Raw genomic sequence first — 22,936 nt, forward strand, 5'->3', positions numbered from 1 at the left:
TCCCACAGCCGCGCTGGAGCCAGCCACATGACCCGCACGCTCGTCATCGATAACTACGACAGCTTCACCTACAACCTCGTCCATTTCCTGGGCGAGCTGGGCGCCGACATCACCGTTGTGCGCAACGACAAGATTACCCTTGATGAAATTGCCGCCATGGCGCCCGAGGCTATCGTCCTCTCGCCGGGGCCCTGCACCCCCAACGAAGCCGGCATCTGCCTGGCACTGATTGACCGCTTCAAGAGCCAGATTCCGATCCTCGGGGTCTGCCTCGGCCACCAGGCCATAGGCCAGGCCCTGGGCGGCGACGTGATCCGGGCGCCACACCTGGTCCATGGCAAGACCAGCAAGATCCACCACACCGGCAAGGGCCTGTTCCGCGGTCTCAACAATGACTTCGAAGCGACGCGCTATCACTCGCTCATCGTCAAACAGGACACCCTGCCCGAGGCCCTGGAAGTTACCGCCACTACCGAGGACGGCCTTATCATGGGCATGCAGCACAAGAGCCTGCCCGTCCACGGCGTGCAGTTCCATCCCGAGAGCATTGCCAGCGAAAACGGCCACGCCCTGCTGCAGAACTTCCTGAACCTGGCCCGCGACTTCAACCAGAAGAAGGCTGCATGATGGATCTCAAGGCAGCCCTCAACAAGATCGCCGACCGCAAGGACCTGACCGGCGAGGAGATGCGCGGCGTCATGCGCATCATAATGGCTGGCGAAGCCACACCCAGCCAGATCGGCGCCTTCCTCATGGGCATGCGCATCAAGGGCGAAACCGTTGGCGAGATCGCCGCGGCCGTCTCCATCCTGCGCGAGCAGATGGTGCCGGTAGTTGCCCCAGAAGGCGCCATCGACATTGTCGGCACCGGTGGTGACGGTATCGGCAGCCTCAACATCTCGACCGCCACCGCCCTTGTGGTTGCAGGGGCCGGCGTGCCGGTCGCCAAGCATGGCAACAAGGCCTTGTCCTCCCGCTCCGGCGCCTCCCAGGTGCTCGAGGCACTGGGCGTCAAACTGGACCTGACACCGGAGCAGATCGGCACCACCATTGCCAAGGCTGGCATCGGCTTCATGTTCGCCCCCAGTCATCACCCCGCCATGCGCCATGTCGGCCCGGCGCGCAGCGAAATGGGTGTGCGGACCCTGTTCAACCTGCTGGGACCACAATCCAACCCCGCGGGCGTGCGGCGCTATCTGCTTGGCGTCTATTCGCAGCAATGGGTGGAGCCTGTGGCTGCTGCCCTCCTGGCCAATCGGGCCATCAAGGCCTGGGTTGTCCACTCCAGCGAAGGCCTCGACGAATTGTCGACCTCGGGCACCAATTTCGTGGCCCAGATCGCCGGTGGCGACCTGCGCAGCTTTGAACTGAACCCCGAGCAGGTCGGCCTCAAACTGACCGACCCCAAGGACCTGCTGGGCGGGACGCCCGAGGAAAACGCCTTGGCAATCCAGGCCCTGCTTGAAGGCGCCCCCGGTGCCTATCGGGACACCGTGCTGCTCAACTCTGGCGCCGCGCTGCTGGTGGCCGACAAGGTGGCAACCATTGAAGACGGTATTGCCATGGCCGCCCAGACGGTCGACAGCGGCAAGGCCAGAGAAACCCTCGCCCGCCTCGTGGCGGTATCGAACGGACGAGATTGATGAGCGACATTCTCCAGCAGATCGAAGCCTATAAGCGCGAAGAAATCGCCGCGGCCAAATCCATGCGGCCCTGGGCCGAGGTGGTGGCCCAGGCGCATGACCAGCCCCCGACTCGCGGCTTCCTCAACGCCATCAAGGCCAAGCGCAAACAGGGCAAATACGCCCTGATTGCCGAGGTAAAGAAGGCCAGCCCATCCAAGGGTCTGATCCGGCCCGACTTCGACCCCGCGGCGATCGCCCGCGCCTATGAGCAGGCCGGCGCCGCCTGCCTCTCCGTCCTCACCGACCGGCCGAGCTTTCAAGGCTCGCCGAGCTACCTGATCGAGGCCCGCGCCGCGACCCAGCTTCCCGTGCTCCGCAAGGATTTCCTGTTCGAAACCTACCAGGTGGCCGAAGCCCGCGCCTGGGGCGCCGACTGCATCCTGATCATTCTCGCCGCCGTGGGCGACGACGTCGCGCGTTACCTGCTCGACGCCGCCGAGGAATGGCGCATGGACGCTCTGGTGGAGGTGCATGACCAGCTCGAGCTCGACCGGGCACTGGCCCTCGGCGCCGAATTCATCGGCATCAACAACCGCAACCTACGCACCTTCGAGACCACGCTCGAAACCTCGGTTAATCTGGCCGTCGGCGTACCGAAGAACACCCTGTTGGTGAGCGAAAGCGGCATCATGACCCACGAGCACATCACCATGCTCGACCAGCGCGCCGGTATTGGCACCTTCCTCGTCGGCGAAAGCCTGATGCGTCAGGACGATGTTGCCGCGGCAACCCGCGCCCTGCTGATGGGCGCCCCACAGGCCGTGCGGTGATGGCGCAGGGCCTCACTCACCTCAACGAGCGGGGCGAAGCCCATATCGTCGATATCGGCGACAAGGCGATCACCCGGCGCCGCGCCTTGGCGCAGGCCAGGATTGTCGCCGAGACCGGCACGATTGTCGCCATCATGGATGGTGGCCTCAAGAAGGGCGATGCCCTGGCAGTTGCTCGCATTGCCGGTATCATGGCCGCCAAGAAGACGTCCGACCTCATCCCGCTTTGCCACCCCATTCCACTGACCAAGGTCAGCGTCGACATCGAAGCTGATGGCCCCGATGCCATCCTTATCCGTGCCACGGCCGAAACCACCGGGCAGACCGGTGTCGAGATGGAAGCCCTGGTCGCCGCCTCGACCGCGGCACTGACGCTCTACGACATGGCCAAGGCCATCGACCGGGCCATGACCATCACCGATATCTGCCTGGTCGAAAAATCCGGCGGAAAGTCCGGAGACTTTTCCCGGTCATGAGCCTGCTCCCCGTGGATGACGCGATTGCCGCGATCCTCCGGCGCGTGCCGGCGCCCATCGCCGAGACCGTGCCGCTGTCCGAGGCTGCCGGGCGCGTGCTGCTTGAACCCGTATTTGCCACCCACGATCAGCCTCCATTCAATTCCAGCGCCATGGACGGCTACGCCATCCGCGCTGCCGATGTCGTCGCTGGCCACGGGCTGACCGTGGTCGGCACGTCACAGGCGGGCGCCGGCTACCTCGGCACGCTTGGGCCGGGCGAGGCTGTCCGCATCTTCACTGGTGCACCGGTACCCGAAGGCGCCGACACGGTCATCATGCAGGAAGAGGCCAAGCGCGACGGAGACTCGGTTTCCTTCACTGTTCCGGCACGACAGGGCCACAGCGTGCGGCCTTTGGGTAACGACTTCGCTACCGGTCAACAGCTCGTCGACGCCGGCATTCGCCTGGCACCAATGCAGCTGGCGGTTGCCGCCGCTGCCAACGCGGCCACGCTCAAGGTCGCCAAACGGCCCCGCATCGCCCTGCTCGCCACGGGCGACGAACTCGTGCTGCCCGGCACGCCACTTGGCCCCGACCAGATTGTGGCATCAAACAGTTTTGGGCTGCGGCCCATGCTGACGCCCTACGCCGAAACGGTCACCGATCACGGCATTGCCCGCGACGATGCGGCTCAGCTTCGCAACGCACTCCAAGACATTTTCGCCACTGGGCCGGATATAGTCATCACCACAGGTGGCGCAAGCGTCGGCGACCACGACATCGTGCAGGACATCCTCCTGGAATTGGGTGTCACGCTGGATTTCTGGAAGATCAACATGCGGCCCGGCAAGCCCCTCATGTTCGGAACACGCGGCAGCACCCTGATCTTCGGCCTCCCCGGCAATCCGGTTTCCGCCATGGTCACCGCCATGGTGTTCATTCGCCCCGCATTGCGCGCGTGGCTTGGCTATCCAGAACCATCCCCCTGGCACCTGCCGCTGGCCGGCCCAACGCCCCCCAATACCGCCCGCCGCCACTTCATGCGCGCGCAATTGCTGCACACGCTCACTGGACCTGAGCTGCTGCCGATCTCCCAGACGGACAGCGGCCACACCTCTTCGCTGGCGCGGGCCGATATGCTCATCGTCCAACCAGAGTTCGATCCCGGCCAATTGCCCGGCACCATTGTCGAAGCCATCCCGCTGGATGCTTTCTGACTGTCGCGATCGCAACGACGACTGATCTTTTGCAAAGCATATTGCGGAACATAACTGGAACACCTATAGTCGTTCTGCCTATGTTCTGATTCACTCCCCGAGGGGCCCATGCTGACGCGCAAACAACACGAGCTGCTTATGTTCATCCATGAGCGGATGAAGGAAAGCGGCATTCCGCCATCCTTCGACGAGATGAAGGATGCGCTCGACCTGGCGTCCAAATCGGGCATCCACCGGCTGATCACCGCCCTTGAGGAGCGCGGTTTCATCCGTCGCCTGCCCAACCGGGCCCGGGCCCTCGAAGTGGTCAAGCTCCCGGATTCGATGAACCCGTCACTCGGCGGCCGCAAGGCCCGCTTTGAGCCATCGGTCATCGAAGGCAGTCTGGGCAAGGTCAGCTCCCCGCCCTCGCGCATGTCGGCGGCCGAAGACTATGCCCGACCGATTTCCATCCCGGTCATGGGCCGTATTGCGGCCGGCACGCCCATTGAGGCCATCCAGACCCACTCGCACACCATCATGGTTCCGCCGGAAATGCTGGGCGCCGGTGAGCACTTCGCGCTTGAAGTCCGCGGTGACTCGATGATCGATGCTGGCATTTTCGACGGGGATACTGTGCTCATCAAGAAGCAGGATCAGGCCTCGACGGGCGAAATCATCGTCGCCTTGGTGGACGATGAGGAAGCAACGCTCAAGCGCCTGCGCCGCAAGGGCAATACCGTGGCGCTGGAGGCGGCCAACCCCGCTTACGAAACCCGCATCTTCCCGCCTGACCGCGTCAAGGTGCAGGGCCGCCTTGTCGGTCTTCTCCGCAAGTATTAGGGCGCTATAGCCCTCAGCAGCGTGACGCGAGGCGTGGGCCAGCACAGGCGCGTCACCCTGCCACCCCCTCATTTTGGCAGATCGTACCGGGGCATCGAACCGCCTCTGGCGGCCGATGAGGCCGGCCGTGGTACTTACGCGCGAAGCCACTCCCTTGGTTTTCTTGGGATTTTTCTAGCGACTTAAGCGGAATTTAACGGCCGACAGTGCCGGGACCTTGCAGATGGCGCTGTTCCGTGCCACATAGGTAGCATACGTTTTCAGCCTAAGTCGGCTGCCTAATGCCGGTTCGCCGGACCGTGGCTTCCTTCTCTACCATGCGAACGTTATGTCCCTTTGGCATGTTGCCATTGGATAACCGCTCGTTCGCTGATGCTACGAGCAAAAGGAAACTATCATGTCCGTAATCACCGGCACCGTAAAGTTCTTCAACACCACTAAGGGCTTCGGCTTCATTTCGCCTGAAAATGGCGGCAAGGACGCCTTCGTCCATATTTCTGCTGTTCAGCGTTCGGGCCTGCAGGGCCTCTACGAGAACGACAAGGTCACCTATGAGCTCGAGACCGGCCGTGACGGCAAGGAATCGGCGACCAACCTGACCCTGCTCTAGTCTGCGCTAGATCATAGCGAGCGCGCTTCGGCGCCGCTCGGCGAGGCCACCGCGATTTGTCGCGGTGGCCTTTTCTTTGTCTGGTCGCCAGCAGCAAACAAAATGGGGGACCGCATGCATGCGGTCCCCCTTGTCTTACAAAATCCGCGATCAGTGGTTGTCGCGCGGGATGCCGTTGTTCTGCGCGATGCGCTGGTACTTTTCGGCTGGCTTGAGAATGGCACCATCGCCGAGCTGGCCAACCAGACCGCGCTGGATTTCCTGCCAGGGCGTCTGGTGCTTGGGGAACTTGTAGCCGCCGGAAGCCTCGAGATCGGCTCGGCGCTTGGCGATCTCGGCGTCCGAGATCAGGATATTGGCCTGCCCCTGGTTGAGATCGATCCGCACCCGGTCGCCTGTCTGCAGGATGGCGAGATTGCCACCCGCCGCCGCCTCTGGCGAAGCATTGAGGATCGAGGGCGAGCCCGAAGTACCCGACTGGCGGCCATCGCCGATACAGGCCAGCGCATGCACGCCCTTCTTGATCAGATAGCTGGGCGGCCGCATGTTGACCACTTCCGCCGCGCCTGGATAACCGATCGGCCCGGCGCCGCGCATAAACAGCAGCGTATTCTCGTCGATATCGAGCGCGGGATCGTCGATGCGGTGGTGGTAATCCTCCGGTCCATCGAACACCACCGCCTTGCCCTCGAACATGCCCGGATGCTCGGGGTTGTTGAGGTAGCGATCGCGGAACTCCGACGAGATCACGCTGGTCTTCATGATGGCATTGTCAAAGAGGTTGCCACGCAGCACGAGGAAGCCCGCCTCGGTCTTGAGCGGATTGTCGAAGCGGCGGATGACCTTGTCGTCCTGGATCGTCGTGTTGCGGCAATTCTCGCCAATGGTCTTGCCATTGACGGTCGGCGCGTTCTCGCGGATCAGGCCCTGGGTCATCAACTCGTTGACCACCGCCGGCACGCCACCAGCGTGATAATAGTCCTCGCCCAGATATTCGCCCGCCGGCTGTAGGTTCACCAGCAGCGGCACCTTGTGGCCATAGGTCTGGAAATCCTGCAGTTCGAGTTCCACGCCGATATGCTTGGCAATGGCCTGGATGTGGATCGGCGCATTGGTCGATCCGCCGATGGCCGAATTGACCACGATGGTGTTGATGAAATTGTCCTTGGTCAGGATATCGGACGGCTTGAGGTCCTCATGCACCATGTCCACGATGCGCTTGCCCGTGCGATAGGCCATTTCCTGGCGGTCACGGTAGGGTGCGGGAATGGCAGCCGAACCCGGCAGCTGCATGCCCAGCGACTCCGCCAGCGAGTTCATCGTCGTGGCCGTACCCATGGTGTTGCAATAGCCGGTTGAGGGCGCGGACGATGCCACCAGTTCAATGAACTGGGCATAGTCGATCTCGCCGGCCGCCATCATCTGGCGGGCCTTCCAGACGATGGTGCCCGACCCGGTGCGCTCGCCCTTGTGCCAGCCATTGAGCATGGGACCGACCGATAGCGCGATAGCCGGAATATTGACGGTCGCCGCCCCCATGAGCATTGCCGGGGTGGTTTTGTCGCAACCGATGGTCAGCACCACGCCATCCAGCGGATAGCCGTAGAGCACTTCCACGAGTCCGAGATAGGCCAGGTTACGATCCAGACCCGCCGTCGGGCGCTTGCCAGTTTCCTGGATCGGATGCACCGGAAACTCGATGGCAATGCCGCCGGCTTCGCGAATGCCTTCGCGAACGCGCTCGGCGAGCACGATGTGATGGCGGTTGCAGGGGCTGAGATCGGACCCGGTCTGCGCAATGCCGATGATCGGCTTGTCAGACTGCAGCTCTTCGCGCGACACGCCAAAATTCATGTAGCGCTCGAGATAGAGTGCCGTCATGTCCGGGTTGTCCGGATTGTCGAACCAGGCGCGCGAGCGCAACTTCTTGGGCGCCGAGCCGCCGTTTCCTGCCGTCATCTCATCTTCCTCTTGGATCCGCTCGCGTGTGGACGCGTCAGCGTTTGGAGTGGTTCTAGCATGGCTTTTGCCAGAGTGAACGCGATTCCGCACAAAAAATCATACAAATGAGATTGACGACAAAACGCCGTTGAAATTTTTTCCCATCGCTCTGAAAATCTTACCAAACGAGGGGACCGGCTGCACCGCTTGGAGGTGATGTTCTGCGCCGTGGGAAGCCGAGAATCGGACTGGCTGAAACAACTCTCAGCCATTAGGGTCGCGCCGCGACGGGGCTGCCGCGGTGAGGTAAATTCGTGACTGAGATCATTGACTGGGTTGCTGTGGACTGGGGGACCTCCAACCTCCGCGCCTGGGGGATCGCCGCCGACGGCTCGGTAGCGTTCGAGAAGACCTCGCCCAAAGGGATGGGCAAGCTCACCCGCGAGGAGTTCCCCGCCGCCCTGTCCGAGCTGCTCGAAGGTATCCCCCCTGCCCGCAACAGCCAGCTTGACGTGCTCATCTGCGGCATGGCCGGCGCCCGCCAGGGCTGGATGGAGGCGCCGTACCTCGAAGCCCCCGCCGATCTGCGCGGCCTGAGCGAAGGAGCCGTGCGGCCCGCCATGCCCAACAGCTATCTCGCGCCTGCAATTCTGCCTGGCGTCTGCCAGAAGGCCGGCGCTGACAATGTCATGCGCGGCGAAGAAACCCAGCTGCTCGGCCTCGCGGCATTGTCGCCGGGCTTTGCCGGCATGGTCTGCATGCCCGGCACCCACTCCAAGTGGGCCCGGCTTTCCGGCACACGTATCGAGCGCTTCTCGACCGCCATGACGGGCGAGCTGTTCGAGGTGCTGCGTACCCATTCCGTGCTGCGCCATTCCTTGGCGGGCGATCTCGACGGTCCGGGTCGCGCCGAAGGTTTCGACCTTGGCGCCGCCGCTGGCCTCGAGCACCCCGAACAACTGCTCGGCACGCTGTTCCAGGTCCGCGCCAGTTCACTGCTCTCGGGCCGTCAGCCCGATTGGTGCGCCGGCTATCTCTCTGGTCTGCTGATCGGCACCGAAATTGGCAGCAACCGTCATCTGATCGGCTCACAGGCCGTGCCACTGATCGGCTCGCCGGCCCTCTGCACGCTCTATACGAGGGTGCTGGACATGGCCGGCGCCCGGGGCGAACCCTGGGACGCCACCGAAATCGTACTGGCCGGCCTCAAGGCCGCGCGCAGCTTCGCCGCATAACTGGAGTTCATATCGATGAACCATCGCCACCTCATCGCCATCCTCCGCGGCATCACGCCGTCCGAGACCGTTCATGTCTGCCAGGCTCTGATTGCCGCCGGTATCACCATGATCGAAGTGCCGCTCAATTCGCCAGACGCGCTGACCAGCATTGCGCTCGCCTCCAACGCACTGGGCGATGACGCAGCGATCGGCGCCGGCACGGTGCTCACCAAGAAGCAGGTCTGGGCTGTGGCCGATGCCGGCGGTACCTTTATCGTCTCACCCGACACCAACAAGGCGGTCATCGAGGAGACGGTGCGCATTCAGCTCCTGTCCTATCCCGGCGTGTTCACCCCTACCGATGCCTTCCGGGCCATCAAGGCCGGCGCGACCGGCCTCAAATTCTTCCCCGCCGAGGTGCTGGGTCCCAAGGGCATCAAGGCCATGAAGGCCGTTCTGCCGCCCGAACTGCCCGTCTATGCCGTGGGCGGCGCCAACCCCGACAATTTCGGCGAATATTTTGCCGCCGGCTGCACCGGATTTGGCCTGGGCACCTACCTCTACAAGCCCGGCATGGACGTCACACAGGTCGCCGAGCGCGCGGCCACGGCCGTTGCTGCCTATGACGCGGGGAAAGCCCAATGACCGATACGGCCCGCCTTCTGCTCGACAGCCAATGTTCTCTGGGCGAAGGCCCGATCTGGCATGCCGGACGACAGCAGCTGTTCTTCTTCGATATCAACGAACAGACCCTGTTCGCGGTGACCGCCGCTGGCGAAATTGTCGACAGCTGGCTGTTCAACGAGACCGTTGCAGCAGCCGCGATTGTTGACGACCATATGCTGGTCCTTGCCACCGATACCGGCCTCAAGCAGTTCGATCTCTCGACCGGCGGCATGAACCGCATCAACGAGATCGAGGCGGACAATGCCGCGACACGTACCAATGACAGCCGCGTTCATCCCTCTGGCGCCTTCTGGATCGGCACCATGGATCGCGGTTCTGCCGAGGCGCCAATTGGCTCGGTCTATCACTACCGCGCCGGCACCCTGACCACGCTCAAGTCTGGCATCGCCATCCCCAACGCCACCTGCTTTTCTCCCGATGGCCGGATCGCCTATTGGACCGATACGCCGACCAAGAAGATCATGCAGGTCGCGACCGACCCGGCCACCGGCCTGCCGGTTGGGGAATGGACACTGTTCGCCGATGTGAGCGAAGGGCGCGGCTATCCCGATGGTGCCGTGGTCGACAGCCAGGGCTACCTCTGGAACGCCAAATGGGGCGGCTCCTGTGTCGTGCGCCACGCGCCGGATGGCTCCATCGACCGCATCGTCGAAGTCCCGGTGAGCCAGGTCACCTGCCCCGCCTTTGGCGGACCCGACCTCAAGACCATGTTCATCACCACCGCCAACAAGAATTTGAGCGCCGAGCAGTTGGCCGCCGAAAAGGTAGCTGGCGGCCTCTTCGCCATAGACCTTGACGTGCCCGGCCTGCCCGAAGCGACCATCACACTCTGAGACCCTTGCCATGACCACCCCTGCCCTCGGCGTCTGCTACTATCCCGAACACTGGCCCGAGGACTGGTGGGACCGAGACGCGGCCCGCATGGCCGAGGTCGGCATCAAATGGGTGCGCATCGGCGAGTTCGCCTGGTCCAGGTTGGAGCCGACGCCCGGCAACCTAACCTTCGACTGGATCATCCGGGCCATGGACGTGCTCGGACGACATGGGCTCAAGGTGGTTTTCGGCACCCCCACCGCCACCCCGCCGCGTTGGATGATCGACAAGCTTCCCGACATGCTCGCCGTCGACGCGCAGGGGCGTCGCAAGGGCTTCGGTTCTCGCCGTCACTATGATTTCAGCCATCTCGGCTATCGCGAAGAAGCCGGCCGCATAACCCGCCTGCTCGCCGATGCAGTGGGCAACCACCCCGCGCTCGGCGCCTGGCAGACCGACAACGAGTATGGCTGCCACGGCACCACCTATTCCTATTCGCCCGCTGCAAAGCAGGGCTTTCAGCATTGGCTGGCCGAAAAATATGGCACGGTCGATGCGCTGAACCAGGCCTGGGGCAACGTCTTCTGGTCCATGGAATACAATCGCTTCGACCAGATCGAGCTGCCCAACCTGTTGGTCTGCGAGGCGGCGCCGGCCCATGACCTCGACTTCCGCCGCTATGCCTCCGATCAGGTCGCGGCCTTCAACAAGGTGCAGTTCGACATCCTCAAGGGTGTGCGGCCCGACCTGCCGGTGATCCACAATTTCATGAGCCGTTACACGGAGTTTGACCACTATGACGTGGCCGAAACGCTCGATATTGCCAGCTGGGACAGCTACCCCCTTGGCCATCTTGCGGTCAGTGCCGAGCCCGACGAGATCAAGCGCCTCTATATGCGCCAGGGCGACCCGGACAACGCGGCCTTCCATCACGATCTCTACCGCGCCGTGGGTCACGGCCGCTGGTGGATCATGGAGCAGCAGCCCGGCCCCGTGAACTGGGCACAGTTCAACCCCGATCCCCTGCCCGGCATGGCCCGCCTCTGGGCCTGGGAGGCCTTTGCCCACGGTGCCGAAGTGGTGACCTATTTCCGTTGGCGCCAGGCGCCTTTCGCGCAGGAACAGATGCATGCCGGCCTGTTGCGCCCCGATAGCGAGCCCGCACCGGCCTATCACGAAGCCATTCAGGTTGCCGAGGAGCTCAAGGCCGTCGGCCTTGACGGCACGGCAAACAAGGGCCGCGTTGCCATCATCTTCGACTATCAGAGCGAATGGGCTTGGGAGATCCAGCCTCAGGCCAAGGGCTTCAGCCATGGTGCGCATGTCAGGGCACTCTACGCCGCCTTCCGCAAGCACGGCGTCGATATCGACATCCTGCCGCCCAGCACCAGCAGCTTTGCCGGGTATGACATCGTCGCCATTCCCGCGCTTTTCGCCTGGAATGATGACCTGCGCACCGCCATTGCCGACTTCGAGGGCCACTTGCTGATCGGCCCTCGCTCTGGCTCCAAGACGCAGGACTTTGCTATTCCGCCAACCCTGGCGCCAGATCTGCCGAGTAATCTGCTCGACGTGAAAGTCGCCCGCATCGATAGCCTCGATCCCGCGCTTGAAATCGAGGTCAAGGGCAGCGGCGCCATCCATCACTGGCGCGAGCGCCTTGAAACCAAGGCCAACGTCATCATCGAGGATGTCGATGGCTGGCCGGTTCTGGTCTCGCAGGGCAAACTGTTCTACCTCGGCGCCAGCGGCACCAAGGCACTGGTGCAGCGCGTTGTTGATTACCTGATCGCCGAGGCCGATCTCCCCACCCTGGCCCTGCCGGCCGGCGTGCGCTGCCGCACCCGCGACGGCTTCCGCATTTATGTGAACTATGCCGCGGGTCCGGCCATCCTGAACCCGGCCGGGGACGAAGCCGGATATGTACTGGGTTCCGCTGACATGCCAGCGGCAGGCGTTACGGTGGCGCGACTCGCCAGGGGCGCGTGAGATTGGGGATGGCGGTGCGGATCTCGAACCGCGCCGCCGCCTCGTCCCAGCGCAACCAATGCACGCCACCCGCCGCCAGCGTGTCGGCATCAATTACCTGACCACCCACGCAATTGGTCGGCACGCGCATCCGCGCAATGATCAGGTCATGTTGGCCGCAATCTTCCGCGAAGGCAGCGGCATTGCGGATCACCGCCACCGAGAACTGCGGCGTCTCGTCGATGCAGCCCAGGCTATCGCAGCGTGTCCCGGTGACACTGGCCGCAATCGTCTCCTGGTAGTGCTCGCCCCACACTTCGACCGCAAAGCTACCGGGCCGGCCACTGATCAGCCCCATGCCCGCCTCGGTCCGCAGCACGACTGCCTGGGTGGTGTCGGCAACCAACACGTCCGGCCGCGTGTCCAGGCCAAACAGCAGGACCAATGGCAACGCAACGGCCGGTCCAGCAAACCGCCACCAACTGTTGATGAAGGCAAACCAGGCCAAGGCCAGCAGGCCAATGATCAACGCCACACTGGTAAGCAGCGGGTTACCGGTCCAGCCCTCGCTCCAGCCGGCGACCAGTTCCGCACCATCCACCATGCGATCGATACCCCAGCCCATGATGGCAACAAACGGCCCCTCGATGCCGAACGGCATGGCCAGCACCGAAAGCACTGCGAAGGGCATGATGATCAGGCTCACCACCGGCAGCACCAGCACATTGCCCAGCACACTGAGCGGCGCCGTCTGCTGGAAGTGATAGGCCGAGAACAGCAGCGTCGCGGTTCCGGCAATGAAGCTGGTAGCGGCCGTCGCCCAGACGGTCGCCCAGATACGCTGGCCCCAGCCGCGCTCGCCACCCGGCGCCGACCGCGGCAACTCATAGATGCCGATCAGCGCAACCACTGCGGCGAAAGAGAGCTGGAAGCTGGCGCGGAACACGCTGGCCGGATCGATGACGATGATGGCAAGCGCTGCGATTGCCACATTGCGCATGGTCAGCGCCCGCCGCCCCGCCAGAACCGCCCCGAAGACCAGGGCCAGCATCAGTGTCGAGCGCAAAGCCGGCACATTGGCCAGACCGCCCGCCAGCAACAAATAACCCAATGCTGCGACGATGCCGGCAGTGGCAGCAATCTTCTTGACCGGCCATCGCGTCGTCACGCCTGGAATGAACGCCAGACCCAGCCGCAGCAGGAAATAGATTCCGCCAGCCACGATGGAAAGGTGCAATCCGGAAATGGAATAGATATGCGCCAGCCCCGAGGCCGCCATCACCTCCCGCGTCTCGTCGCTGATCGCGCTCTGGTCTCCCACCACCATGGCCCGGCCTATGGCGGCGGATGCGCCATCGAGAACGGCATCGATGCGTCCGCCGATCGCCATGCGCAACCCTTCGACGGCGCGCGTGGCATCCAGGGCGCTGCCGGTGGAGACGAGCCCAAAGTCCCCGGTTGCCGTGCCATAGGCACCAATACCGGAAAAATAGGCGTGGAACTGCCCGTCGAAGGCGCCCGGCAGTATGGGCCCAGGCACCGGCGCCAGCCGCATGCTGGCCCGGATGACATCGCCCGGCGCCAGCACCGGTGCAGGCGGAACCACCAGCCGCGCCCTTTCAATATCGACCGGCCGATCTCCCGTAACAGGAACAATTCCCGAAACGACTACCCGCCGCGCCTCCTCGGTGGCCGAGACGATCTCGTCGACCCGCGCCTCGAACAGTCCATAGGCCGGCCGCTCAAGCATCTGCGTTCCGAACCACATGCCGTGCAGCGGCAGCAGGCAGAACCCCGCCCAAACAGCAGCCGCGAGTCCCACAGCCTGCAAGGCAGCGGACCGCCACAGCAGGACAGCACCCGGAACCAGCCCGGCCGCCACTGCCATCAACGCCCAGGCTTCGGGTTCGAATGGCAGGGCCGCATAGCCCGCAAGACCTGCGATCATCATGAACGGCAGCAGCACGAACAGCCGCCGCGCGGCCACGGCATCGCCAAGCGAGTGCGCCAGACCTCTTTGCTGTCGCGCTGCCAGCACCTGAGGCAGCGACGGTCGCGCGGCCGGCTGCGTCGGCGCGAGTGCCGTGCCGGCATCCCGATCGAGTGTTTCAGCCCCCTGCACCCGCTTCGCCCCGCCCTTGCGCTCGTGCCGCTCTATGCTACACACGGCCTCGAAATCCTCCAAGCACTCCGGTCTCATGTCCCAGGTCGTCACCCGTTTCGCCCCCTCGCCCACCGGCTATCTGCATATCGGTGGCGCCCGCACCGCGCTCTTCAGCTGGGCCTATGCCCGCAACAAGGGCGGCAAGATGCTGCTGCGCATCGAGGACACGGATCGTGAACGCTCCACCGAGGCCGCTGTCATCGCCCTGGTCGACGGGCTGAAATGGCTGGGTCTCGATTGGGAAGGCGAGCCGATCAGCCAGTTCGGCCGCGCCGCACGCCACGCCGAAGTCGCCCATGAACTGGTGAAGATGGGCCACGCCTATTACTGCTACTGCTCGCCCGCCGAGCTTGACCAGATGCGTGAAGAGGCCCGCGCTGCCGGCAAGCCGCCCCGCTACAATGGCTATTGGCGCGACCGAGACCAGAGCGAGGCACCCGCCGGCATAGCGCCGGTGATCCGCATCAAGGCGCCACTGACCGGCGACATCGTCGTCGACGACCACGTGCAGGGCAAGGTCGTGTTCAAGGCCGAGAACCTTGATGACTTCATCATCCTTCGCTCGGATGGCACGCCGACCTACATGCATGCCGTGGTCGTGGACGACCATGACATGGGCGTTACCCACATCATCCGCGGCGACGACCACCTCACCAACGCCGCCCGCCAGATCGTGATCTACAATGCCATGGGCTGGACCGTGCCGGAAATGGCCCACATCCCGCTGATCCACGGCCCGGATGGCGCCAAGCTCTCCAAGCGCCACGGTGCGCTGGGTGTCGAGGCCTATCGGCAGATGGGCTACCTGCCCGAGGCCCTGCGCAACTACCTTGCCCGCCTGGGCTGGAGCCATGGCGACGACGAGATCTTCTCCACCGACCAGATGATCGAGTGGTTCAGCCTGGAAGGCCTCAACAAGGGCGCGGCCCGCTTCGATTTCGTCAAGCTCGAGAACATCAACGGCCACTATATCCGCGAAGCCGACCCTGCCTATCTCTACGACGTCATGCTCGCGACGGCCGCCGAAGTGGGTCGCCAGGTCGACGTTGACGGCCTCGGCGCCAACAAGGACACGGTGCTGACCGCCCTGCCCGAGCTGCAGCCGCGCGCCAAGACCGTGCTGGAGCTGATTGACCTCGCCCAGTTCATCTATGCGACACGTCCGCTTGCTATTGATGCGGCAGCATCTGCGCTGCTGACGCCGGACACGCGCGCTGTCCTCAAGGACATGGCCGAGACGCTGCGTGGCCTCAATGACTGGTCCGTGCCGGAGATCGACGCCGCCATGCGCGCGCTCGCAGAAGCTAAGGGACTCAAGCTCGGCAAGCTGGCGCAGCCGCTGCGCGCCGCCCTCACCGGACGCACCGTTTCCCCGGGCATTTTCGAGGTTATGGTGCTGATCGGACGGGACGAAAGTATGGCTCGTCTCGGGGATCAAATCGGCGCTGTCTAGTGCTATTAGGAGGGTAAGCCTTGCTTACCCATTGGTTGCCTCGGGCGGGCAAAAGCTGATACCTGTCCAAAGCAGCCACGACTGCCCAGTTTACGGCCCCACCCGACCGAATCTTGCTGTTTGGAACAAGGGGCCTTCGAGGAGAGCTAAATGACCGATAAAGTCGCCAAACTCGTCATCGGGGACCAGACGCACGAATTTCCAGTGCTGTCCGGAACCGTGGGGCCGGATGTCATCGACATCAGATCGCTCTACGCCAAGACCGGCATGTTCACCTACGATCCGGGCTTCACCTCGACGGCCGCGTGCGACAGCGCCATCACCTATATCGACGGCGACAAGGGCCAGCTGCTCTACCGCGGCTATCCCATCGAGCAGCTTTCCGAAAAGAGCAGCTATATCGAAGTCTGCTACCTGCTTCTCTACGGCGAACTGCCCAACAAGGCGCAGCTCGAAGAGTTCAGCGAACTGGTGACGCGCCACACCATGGTGCATGAGCAGATGCACTACTTCTACCGCGGCTTCCGTCGCGACGCGCATCCCATGGCCATCATGACCGGCGTGGTCGGCGCCATGGCCGCCTTCTACCATGACTCCACCGACATCACCGATCCGCAGCAGCGCGAGATCGCCTCGATCCGCATGATCGCCAAGATGCCGACGATCGCCGCCATGGCCTACAAATATTCGGTCGGCCAGCCTTTCGTCTATCCGCGCAACGACCTCGATTACGCGTCCAACTTCCTGCACATGTGCTTCTCGGTCCCGGCCGAGCCCTTCCAGATCAATCCCACCATTGCCAAGGCGATGGACCTGATCTTCACCCTGCATGCCGATCACGAGCAGAACGCCTCGACCTCGACCGTGCGCCTGGCCGGCTCGTCCGACGCCAACCCCTTTGCCTGTATCGCTGCCGGCGTTGCCTGCCTCTGGGGTCCTGCCCATGGGGGTGCCAACGAAGCGGCGCTCAACATGCTCAAGGAAATCGGCACCGTCGACCGCATTCCCGAATTCATCGCGCGCGCCAAGGACAAGGGCGACAGCTTCAAGCTGATGGGCTTCGGTCACCGCGTCTACAAGAACTTCGATCCGCGCGCGACCGTGATGCAGAAGACCGCCAAGGAAGTGCTCGACCTGCTCGGCGTGCACAATAATCCGACGCTCCAGGTGGCCCAGGAGCTCGAGAAGATCGCGCTCGAAGACCCCTACTTCATCGAACGCAAGCTCTACCCCAATGTCGATTTCTATTCGGGCATCATCCTCGAGGCGATCGGCTTCCCCACCTCGATGTTCACCGTGCTGTTCTCGGTCGCCCGTACTGTTGGCTGGATCAGCCAGTGGAAGGAAATGATCGGCGATCCGCAAAAGAAGATCGGGCGCCCGCGCCAGCTCTATGACGGAGCCCCTGCGCGCGACTACGAAGCGCTCAACGGCCGCTGATAGTGTGCGAGGACCCGGTCCGCCGGGTCCTGACGGGGAAAGCGCTCTTCGCCGCGCTCCATAAGGTTAGAAAGCTCGCCAAAGGCCGCAATCTGGTCCTGGCGGGCTTTTTTGTGGTCCAGCAGGTCGCGCACGGCGGCTGTCAGGGCATCCGCATCCGGCTGCGCCTGCACCCGCTCGGGCACAGCTCCCCGGCCCAGGATGATATTGGGCAGCGACACGGCAGGCGAGCCCAGCCTGGCGTAGAACCGCGCCTGATGGCCGTCCATGACGTAGCTGACCACGCTGGGGACCTGCGCCAGCGCCAGTTCCAGCGTCACCGTCCCGGAGACAGCAAGGGCCATGACCGCCTGGTCATAGAGTTCTCCGCGCGCGGCCCTGTCGGCAACAACGCGCACGGGCACCGCCCAGCTGGCCACTTCACGCTCCAGGCGAGCCTTGAGCGACGGCAGCGTGGGAATGACCATCCCATCGACGGCGGCATGGCCCGCCAGCCGCTCGGCCACCTGTCGGAACAGCGGCATGTGCCGGCGCAATTCGCCGTCCCGGCTGCCGGGCAGCAAGACCAGCGGTCCGCGGTCGACTGCTTTTCGGCTCAGGCGCTCACCCAGCGCGGGATGACCGACATAGCTCGTCGGCGGACCGCCCAGGCGCTCCATCACCGCCGGCTCGAATGGCAGCACCGCCAGTACCTCCGCAAAGAGCGGCTTGAGCTTGGCGGCCCGTTGCGGCGCACGGGCCCAGACGGAAGGGGCGACATAAAGGATTAGCCGGCCGGCAAATTCCAGCGACTTGAGGCGCCGCGCCACCAGCTTGGAAAAGTCCTGGGAATCGACGAGCACGGCGATATCCGGCTTGGCCTTGCGGATGGCCCGCGCAGTCTGCTCCACGCGCCACAGCAACAGCGGCAGGCGCAGCAGCACATCGCTGATGCCCATCACCGCCAGATCGCTCATGGGAAACAGCGAGCGCAGGCCCTCGGCCTGCAGCTCCGTGCCCCCCACGCCGCTGAAAGCCAGCGGCACACGCTGCTTCAGCCGACGCACCAGATCGGCGGCAATGCGGTCGCCCGAAGGCTCGCCAGCCAAGATGAACAGCTTGAGCCGGTCGCCTGGCTCGGACATCTACTCTGCGGAATGGCCGTTGCGCGGCATCAGGATCGGGCGATCCGAAGCGGCGGCAATGAAGGAAACGACGTCCTGCACCAGATGGTCGTCCTTGAACAGTTCGGCGGCATCCTCGACGCGCTCGCGCAATGTGCCCTCGCTGGCAAAGATCAGCCGGTAGGCGGCACGCAGCCGATGGATCGCCTCGCGATCAAACTTGCGACGCTTGAGACCCACGAGGTTGAGACCGGTGAGCGAGGCGCGATTGCCCACGGCCATGCCATAGGGGATCACGTCGCCATCGACCATCGACTGCGCGCCGATAAAGGCATGCGAGCCGATGCGGGTGAACTGGTGGATCACGCAGGTGCCGCCGAAGATCACATTGTCGCCGATCTGGCAGTGACCGGCGATCCCCACATAATTGGCCATGATGACATTGTTGCCGATGATGGCATCGTGCGCCACATGTGCGCTCGCCATGATCAGGCAGTCATTGCCGATCCGCGTCTCCATGCCACCACCTTCCGTTCCCGGATTGATGGTCACCGACTCGCGGATCGTGCAGCGCTCGCCGATGATCAGACGCGACTCTTCGCCGTGATACTTGAGATCCTGCGGCTTGTGGCCGATCGAGGCGAACGGATAGATCTGGCTGCCCGCGCCGACCTCGGTATGGCCGTCGATGGAGACATGCGAGACCAGCTCGACATTGTCATGCAGCACGACATTGTCGCCGACGATGCAATAGGGGCCGATCTTGACGCCATTGCCCAGTCGCGCGCGCGGGCCGACAATCGCTGTCGGGTGAACGCTGGGTCCGCTCACGAATTGGCCTCGATGATCATCGCGGTGATTTCGGCTTCCGCAATGATCGTGCCATCGACGATCGCCTTGGCCTCGTAGCGGCCGACATTGCGACGGCGCTGAATCTTAGCGATGTGGAACTCGATCGTGTCGCCCGGCCCCGCCGGCTTGCGGAACTTGGCTTTGTCGACACCCAGCATCAGCACGATGTTCTTCTTGCCGCCGCCCGCGTCATGCTTGATCACGATAGCCCCGGCCGTCTGGGCCATGCCCTCGATGATCAGCACGCCCGGAAAGATCGGGTTCTCGGGGAAGTGGCCCTGGAAGATCGGTTCGTTGAACGTGACATTCTTGATGCCGATGGCAGTCTCGTCGCCGTCGATCTTGATGATCTTGTCGATCATCAGGAAGGGATAGCGGTGTGGCAGGCTCTTGAGGATTTCGGCAATGCTCATTGCCCCGAGCTCGGTGCTCGTTGGTGCGTTGTCGGTCATCCCCGCTTGTCCCCCTTGGAAAGTTTGCGCATCGTGGCGAGTTCACGCCAAAAATCTCTTATATCCTGAGCTGGCGCACCGGCAAGTTTGCTGCCCGGCGGCCAATCCTTGGTAACGGCGGCACGGCCATGCACCACCGAGCCGGCCCCGATGGTCAGGTGACCCGAGGTCCCTACCCCACCGCCCAGCAGCACGCCGTCGCCCACCACGGTCGAGCCGGATAACCCGCTCATCGCGGCAATCAGACAGTTGCGGCCGATCTTGCAGTTGTGACCGATCTGCACGAGGTTATCGATCTTGGTGCCTTCGCCGATCATCGTGTCGCCAAGCGCGCCGCGATCGATCGTGGAATTTGCGCCGATCTCGACCCTGTCCTGTATCAGCACCCGGCCAAGCTGCGGCACCTTGCGGTTGGACTGGCCGAAATCCAGCCAACCAAAGCCTTCAGTGCCGATACGGACGCCGGAATGGATGACCACGTCATTGCCGAGATGGGCGCAATCGATGGTGCAATTGGCAGCGATGACGCAGTTTCGACCGATGGTGACCCCGGCCCCGATCACCGTATTGGCGCCGATCACCGTACCCCGCCCGATCTCCACGCCCGGTCCGATCACCACATTGGAACCAGTCAGGACGTCGCGCTCAAACACCGGCGCCCCAAGATCATCCCGGCCGGCAGCGATGATCGAGCGGGTGTTCGAAGGATAGAGGTAGTCCAGCACGTCGGCGAACAGCTGGTGTGGCTTGTCGCAGACAATGGCCATGCTGTGGGCCGGCACAAGGTCGCGCAGCGAGGCCAGCACGATGACTGCGCCCGCCGATGTCGCACGCAACTGCTCGCCATAACTGGAATGGGCCGCCAGGGCCAGGTCACCGGCGACCGCCAGGTCGAGCTCGGTGACGCCGGATATGGAGAGGTCCGGATCAGCCAGCCCCGCCAGGAGGTCGCGCCGGTTGAGCTCGGTGAGAATGCTGCCGATAGTGAACGGGCCGGCAAAGCGATGAAAGCGGGTGTCGACCATCAGTCAGTGTCACTTAAAAAGCATTGAGCCGCGGCGCTACCGCCCCGCGGCTCAATGAACTGTCTCACGCCACGGCGGCTAGAACAAGGTCGACATGGTCAACTGGAAGACCTGGGTACGGTCTGCGGTCGACTTGTTCAGCACGTGGGCGAAGTCGCCACGCAGCGGGCCAAACGGGCTGTCCCAGATCAGCGAGGCGCCGATCGAAGTCCGCCATGGCACGTCGATGCTGTTCGGATCCACGGTATTGCCACCGAGGCGCGGAACATTGACGCCATCAACCCAGGCCGCATCGGCCCAGATCGCGCCGGACACGCCGTAATTCTCGGGCAGGCCGGGGATCGGGAACTGGATTTCCGCCGAAGCGCCGGCATAGGCCACCGCACCGAGATACTCACCATTCGCCAGGCGCGGCCCCAGGCCACGGCCTTCAAAGCCGCGGATCAGCTGGGAACCCGGGGAGAAGGCTTCCACGGCGTGAACGCCATTGCCACTCAGGTCGTTGATGATGCCAGCCTGGCCACGGACGCTGCCGACAATGCCGCTATCGTCAAGCAGGGGCACATAGTAGCGGGCACGCGCTTCACTGCGGATCAGGCTGTGATCCCAACCGACATACTGCTGGGTGAAGGTCGCATAGAGACCCTCAGTCGGCTTCTTGACGTCGTCCACGCCATTCCAGGTCAGCGTGTAGCCAACGAAGGCCTTGTAGAATTCCTGACCGTCATTAACGAGCAGGGAGTTGTCGGGGTTGTTGTCCTTGATGACCTTGCGTTCACCGCCGACAAACAGCGTGGCCGAGAGATCGCTGGTCAGCGGCACGCCGGCACGCAGCTGGCCGCCCGTGGACTGCGACCCATAGACGGTCGCGGTATTTTCGTCGTCGATGCGATGATAGACGTCGATACCCGTCGCAACCTTGAGCCCCATGAAGCGCGGCTCGGTGAACGAGAAGTCGAAGGTACGGCCGGCCTGCGAAGCGCCGATGGCAGCGCGCAGATACTGGCCACGACCCAGGAAGTTGCGTTCGGTCAGCGACACTTCACCCAGGATACCGTCCTGCGTGGAGTAGCCGGCCGTGGCGCCATATTCACCGGTCGAGGCTTCCGTCACGGCAATGTTGATCACCACGCGGTCGGCCGACGAGCCCGGGCCCGTCGTCACGTTGACCGACGAGAAGAAGCCAAGCGCATCGATGTTCTTGCGACCACGAACCACGAGGGCACGATTGAAGGCATCGCCTTCGGCAAATTCCAGCTCACGGCGGATGACAAAGTCGCGGGTCTTGGTATTGCCGGTGATGTTGATGCGCTCGACATAAAGGCGCGCACCCTCGTCAACCAGGTAGGTCACGTTGAACGTGCCATTGGCAACGTCGCGATCAAGACGGGCACGGACATCCACGAAGGAATAGCCCTGCACGGTGGCCTCGTAGGCCATTTCCTCGATCGTTTCCTGCAGATCGGAAACCGAGTAGCTACGACCGTCCGCCGTCTGCACGGTGCCGCGCAGCGCGTCGGTGTTCAAGCCCGAGATGCTGGTCTCGATGCCGACATTGGCGAATTCGTACTTCTGGCCCTCGTTGATGGTGAAGTTGATGAAATACGCATTGCGCGCTGCATCATATTCACCAACCGAGGTGACCTGCGCATCGGGATAGCCCCGGTTCGCGTAATAGAGGCGGATGCGCTCGCGGTCGACGGCAAGCTTCTGCTCGTCGTAGCTGTCATCCTTGAACAGCCAGCTCAGGATACCCGTTTCCTTGGTGAGCATCGTGCTCTTGAGGCTGTTGCCGGCAAAGGCGTTGTTGCCGGTGAAGTTGATCGCAGCGATACCCGCGCGAGTGCCTTCATTGACCACGAAGACGACGCGGACGCGGCCATCGGCGGTGGCTTCGGTGCGCGATGTCACGGAAACGGAAAGGAACCCGTCGCGGTCATAGGCCTGGCGGATGCTCTCGATATCCGAGGCCACACGCTGCTGCGAGTAGATGCCGGAGGCCGACACATCGACCATGGCGAGGAGTTGGGAATCCGAGAAGCGGCGATTGCCCTCGAACAGCACGGAACCGACGAGTTGTTCCTGAGCCTGAGCAGTCACAACGCCAAGAAGCGGAATGCTGGGTCCGGCGAACGGCGCTGCACCCAGAATCGCAAGCGCCAGAAAAGCGCCGCGCATCAGCTTGGTGGGATGGATCATATTATTATTGCCTTCTGCGACCAGGCCCGGAGAATCGCCATGCACAGCGCTCCCCCAAGC

20 protein-coding genes are annotated in these 22,936 nt (G+C 63.4%); 13 read left to right on the top strand and 7 right to left on the bottom strand.

What is annotated here, in order from left to right:
• Positions 1 to 27: 27 nt before the first annotated feature.
• From ACLI1C_RS10930 to ACLI1C_RS10960, 7 genes are all read left to right on the top strand, one after another.
• The gene (locus ACLI1C_RS10930; protein ID WP_411396883.1) at positions 28 to 627 is read left to right on the top strand and encodes an anthranilate synthase component II; all 600 of its coding nucleotides are present in this window, start codon (positions 28 to 30) and stop codon (positions 625 to 627) included.
• A complete protein-coding gene (gene trpD, locus ACLI1C_RS10935) occupies positions 624 to 1,643 on the top strand; it encodes an anthranilate phosphoribosyltransferase (RefSeq protein WP_411396884.1) in 1,020 nt (339 codons plus the stop codon). Before ACLI1C_RS10930 ends, trpD begins: the two co-directional genes overlap by 4 nt.
• Entirely contained in the window at positions 1,640 to 2,455 is an 816-nt protein-coding gene (gene trpC / locus ACLI1C_RS10940; RefSeq protein WP_411396885.1) for an indole-3-glycerol phosphate synthase TrpC, read from the top strand. The genes trpD and trpC overlap by 4 nt, the downstream gene beginning before the upstream one ends.
• A complete protein-coding gene (gene moaC, locus ACLI1C_RS10945) occupies positions 2,455 to 2,931 on the top strand; it encodes a cyclic pyranopterin monophosphate synthase MoaC (protein WP_411396886.1) in 477 nt (158 codons plus the stop codon). Before trpC ends, moaC begins: the two co-directional genes overlap by 1 nt.
• Complete coding sequence (glp, locus tag ACLI1C_RS10950; RefSeq protein WP_411396887.1) at positions 2,928 to 4,130, top strand: gephyrin-like molybdotransferase Glp; 1,203 nt, start codon at positions 2,928 to 2,930, stop codon at positions 4,128 to 4,130. The genes moaC and glp overlap by 4 nt, the downstream gene beginning before the upstream one ends.
• Before the next feature lie 108 nt (positions 4,131 to 4,238).
• Positions 4,239 to 4,952, top strand: a complete 714-nt coding sequence (lexA, locus tag ACLI1C_RS10955; RefSeq protein WP_411396888.1) for a transcriptional repressor LexA — start codon at positions 4,239 to 4,241, stop codon at positions 4,950 to 4,952.
• 397 nt (positions 4,953 to 5,349) lie between these two features.
• Positions 5,350 to 5,562 (top strand): cold-shock protein, encoded by a 213-nt coding sequence (locus ACLI1C_RS10960; protein WP_332688260.1) that lies wholly within the window; start codon positions 5,350 to 5,352, stop codon positions 5,560 to 5,562.
• A gap of 150 nt (positions 5,563 to 5,712) precedes the next feature.
• Here ACLI1C_RS10960 and ACLI1C_RS10965 read toward each other — a convergent pair whose 3' ends face one another.
• Positions 5,713 to 7,521 (bottom strand): IlvD/Edd family dehydratase, encoded by a 1,809-nt coding sequence (locus ACLI1C_RS10965; RefSeq protein WP_411396889.1) that lies wholly within the window; start codon positions 7,519 to 7,521, stop codon positions 5,713 to 5,715.
• 296 nt (positions 7,522 to 7,817) lie between these two features.
• Here ACLI1C_RS10965 and ACLI1C_RS10970 point away from each other — a divergent pair, with 296 nt between their 5' ends.
• Genes ACLI1C_RS10970 through ACLI1C_RS10985 form a run of 4 tightly spaced genes read left to right on the top strand, consistent with a single transcriptional unit; the run spans position 7,818 to position 12,209 of the window.
• Positions 7,818 to 8,738, top strand: a complete 921-nt coding sequence (locus ACLI1C_RS10970; RefSeq protein ID WP_411396890.1) for a 2-dehydro-3-deoxygalactonokinase — start codon at positions 7,818 to 7,820, stop codon at positions 8,736 to 8,738.
• 15 nt (positions 8,739 to 8,753) lie between these two features.
• Entirely contained in the window at positions 8,754 to 9,365 is a 612-nt protein-coding gene (locus ACLI1C_RS10975) for a 2-dehydro-3-deoxy-6-phosphogalactonate aldolase (RefSeq protein WP_411396891.1), read from the top strand.
• Positions 9,362 to 10,240 (top strand): SMP-30/gluconolactonase/LRE family protein, encoded by an 879-nt coding sequence (locus ACLI1C_RS10980; protein WP_411396892.1) that lies wholly within the window; start codon positions 9,362 to 9,364, stop codon positions 10,238 to 10,240. Before ACLI1C_RS10975 ends, ACLI1C_RS10980 begins: the two co-directional genes overlap by 4 nt.
• 10 nt (positions 10,241 to 10,250) lie before the next feature.
• Positions 10,251 to 12,209: a beta-galactosidase gene (locus ACLI1C_RS10985; RefSeq protein ID WP_411396893.1), complete on the top strand. Its 1,959-nt coding sequence runs from the start codon at positions 10,251 to 10,253 to the stop codon at positions 12,207 to 12,209.
• On the opposite strand, the gene ACLI1C_RS10990 is transcribed toward ACLI1C_RS10985, so the two are convergent.
• Positions 12,178 to 14,355 carry a ComEC/Rec2 family competence protein gene (locus tag ACLI1C_RS10990; RefSeq protein ID WP_411396894.1) on the bottom strand — a complete coding sequence of 726 codons (2,178 nt, stop codon included), beginning with the start codon at positions 14,353 to 14,355 and terminating at the stop codon, positions 12,178 to 12,180. The genes ACLI1C_RS10985 and ACLI1C_RS10990 overlap by 32 nt on opposite strands.
• 31 nt (positions 14,356 to 14,386) lie before the next feature.
• On the opposite strand from ACLI1C_RS10990, the gene gltX reads away from it, so the two are divergent.
• Together gltX and gltA are read left to right on the top strand one after the other, a co-directional pair.
• Complete coding sequence (gltX, locus tag ACLI1C_RS10995) at positions 14,387 to 15,805, top strand: glutamate--tRNA ligase (protein ID WP_411396895.1); 1,419 nt, start codon at positions 14,387 to 14,389, stop codon at positions 15,803 to 15,805.
• 150 nt (positions 15,806 to 15,955) lie between these two features.
• Positions 15,956 to 17,245 (top strand): citrate synthase, encoded by a 1,290-nt coding sequence (gene gltA / locus ACLI1C_RS11000; protein ID WP_411396896.1) that lies wholly within the window; start codon positions 15,956 to 15,958, stop codon positions 17,243 to 17,245.
• On the opposite strand, the gene ACLI1C_RS11005 is transcribed toward gltA, so the two are convergent.
• The 5 genes from ACLI1C_RS11005 to bamA all read right to left on the bottom strand — a co-directional run bounded on the left by ACLI1C_RS11005 (position 17,221) and on the right by bamA (position 22,876).
• Entirely contained in the window at positions 17,221 to 18,369 is a 1,149-nt protein-coding gene (locus ACLI1C_RS11005; RefSeq protein WP_411396897.1) for a lipid-A-disaccharide synthase, read from the bottom strand. The genes gltA and ACLI1C_RS11005 overlap by 25 nt on opposite strands.
• Positions 18,370 to 19,179: an acyl-ACP--UDP-N-acetylglucosamine O-acyltransferase gene (gene lpxA, locus ACLI1C_RS11010; protein WP_411396898.1), complete on the bottom strand. Its 810-nt coding sequence runs from the start codon at positions 19,177 to 19,179 to the stop codon at positions 18,370 to 18,372.
• Positions 19,176 to 19,652 carry a 3-hydroxyacyl-ACP dehydratase FabZ gene (gene fabZ / locus ACLI1C_RS11015; RefSeq protein WP_411396899.1) on the bottom strand — a complete coding sequence of 159 codons (477 nt, stop codon included), beginning with the start codon at positions 19,650 to 19,652 and terminating at the stop codon, positions 19,176 to 19,178. Before fabZ ends, lpxA begins: the two co-directional genes overlap by 4 nt.
• Complete coding sequence (gene lpxD, locus ACLI1C_RS11020; protein ID WP_411396900.1) at positions 19,649 to 20,677, bottom strand: UDP-3-O-(3-hydroxymyristoyl)glucosamine N-acyltransferase; 1,029 nt, start codon at positions 20,675 to 20,677, stop codon at positions 19,649 to 19,651. The genes fabZ and lpxD overlap by 4 nt, the downstream gene beginning before the upstream one ends.
• A gap of 78 nt (positions 20,678 to 20,755) precedes the next feature.
• Positions 20,756 to 22,876: an outer membrane protein assembly factor BamA gene (gene bamA, locus ACLI1C_RS11025; RefSeq protein ID WP_411396901.1), complete on the bottom strand. Its 2,121-nt coding sequence runs from the start codon at positions 22,874 to 22,876 to the stop codon at positions 20,756 to 20,758.
• Between the last annotated feature and the right edge of the window lie 60 nt (positions 22,877 to 22,936).

It is taken from the genome of Devosia sp. XGJD_8, from assembly GCF_046614475.1.
GTDB lineage: Bacteria > Pseudomonadota > Alphaproteobacteria > Rhizobiales > Devosiaceae > Devosia.

Excerpts from the sequence above, each read along its gene's own strand:
- ACLI1C_RS10930 (WP_411396883.1), top strand. The coding sequence starts at position 28 with ATGACCCGCACGCTCGTCATCGATAACTACGACAGCTTCACCTACAAC.
- trpD (WP_411396884.1), top strand. The coding sequence starts at position 624 with ATGATGGATCTCAAGGCAGCCCTCAACAAGATCGCCGACCGCAAGGAC.
- moaC (WP_411396886.1), top strand. The coding sequence starts at position 2,455 with ATGGCGCAGGGCCTCACTCACCTCAACGAGCGGGGCGAAGCCCATATC.
- glp (WP_411396887.1), top strand. The coding sequence starts at position 2,928 with ATGAGCCTGCTCCCCGTGGATGACGCGATTGCCGCGATCCTCCGGCGC.
- lexA (WP_411396888.1), top strand. The coding sequence starts at position 4,239 with ATGCTGACGCGCAAACAACACGAGCTGCTTATGTTCATCCATGAGCGG.
- ACLI1C_RS10960 (WP_332688260.1), top strand. The coding sequence starts at position 5,350 with ATGTCCGTAATCACCGGCACCGTAAAGTTCTTCAACACCACTAAGGGC.
- ACLI1C_RS10965 (WP_411396889.1), bottom strand. The coding sequence starts at position 7,521 with ATGACGGCAGGAAACGGCGGCTCGGCGCCCAAGAAGTTGCGCTCGCGC.
- ACLI1C_RS10975 (WP_411396891.1), top strand. The coding sequence starts at position 8,754 with ATGAACCATCGCCACCTCATCGCCATCCTCCGCGGCATCACGCCGTCC.
- ACLI1C_RS10980 (WP_411396892.1), top strand. The coding sequence starts at position 9,362 with ATGACCGATACGGCCCGCCTTCTGCTCGACAGCCAATGTTCTCTGGGC.
- ACLI1C_RS10985 (WP_411396893.1), top strand. The coding sequence starts at position 10,251 with ATGACCACCCCTGCCCTCGGCGTCTGCTACTATCCCGAACACTGGCCC.
- gltX (WP_411396895.1), top strand. The coding sequence starts at position 14,387 with ATGTCCCAGGTCGTCACCCGTTTCGCCCCCTCGCCCACCGGCTATCTG.
- gltA (WP_411396896.1), top strand. The coding sequence starts at position 15,956 with ATGACCGATAAAGTCGCCAAACTCGTCATCGGGGACCAGACGCACGAA.
- ACLI1C_RS11005 (WP_411396897.1), bottom strand. The coding sequence starts at position 18,369 with ATGTCCGAGCCAGGCGACCGGCTCAAGCTGTTCATCTTGGCTGGCGAG.
- fabZ (WP_411396899.1), bottom strand. The coding sequence starts at position 19,652 with ATGACCGACAACGCACCAACGAGCACCGAGCTCGGGGCAATGAGCATT.
- lpxD (WP_411396900.1), bottom strand. The coding sequence starts at position 20,677 with ATGGTCGACACCCGCTTTCATCGCTTTGCCGGCCCGTTCACTATCGGC.
- bamA (WP_411396901.1), bottom strand. The coding sequence starts at position 22,876 with ATGATCCATCCCACCAAGCTGATGCGCGGCGCTTTTCTGGCGCTTGCG.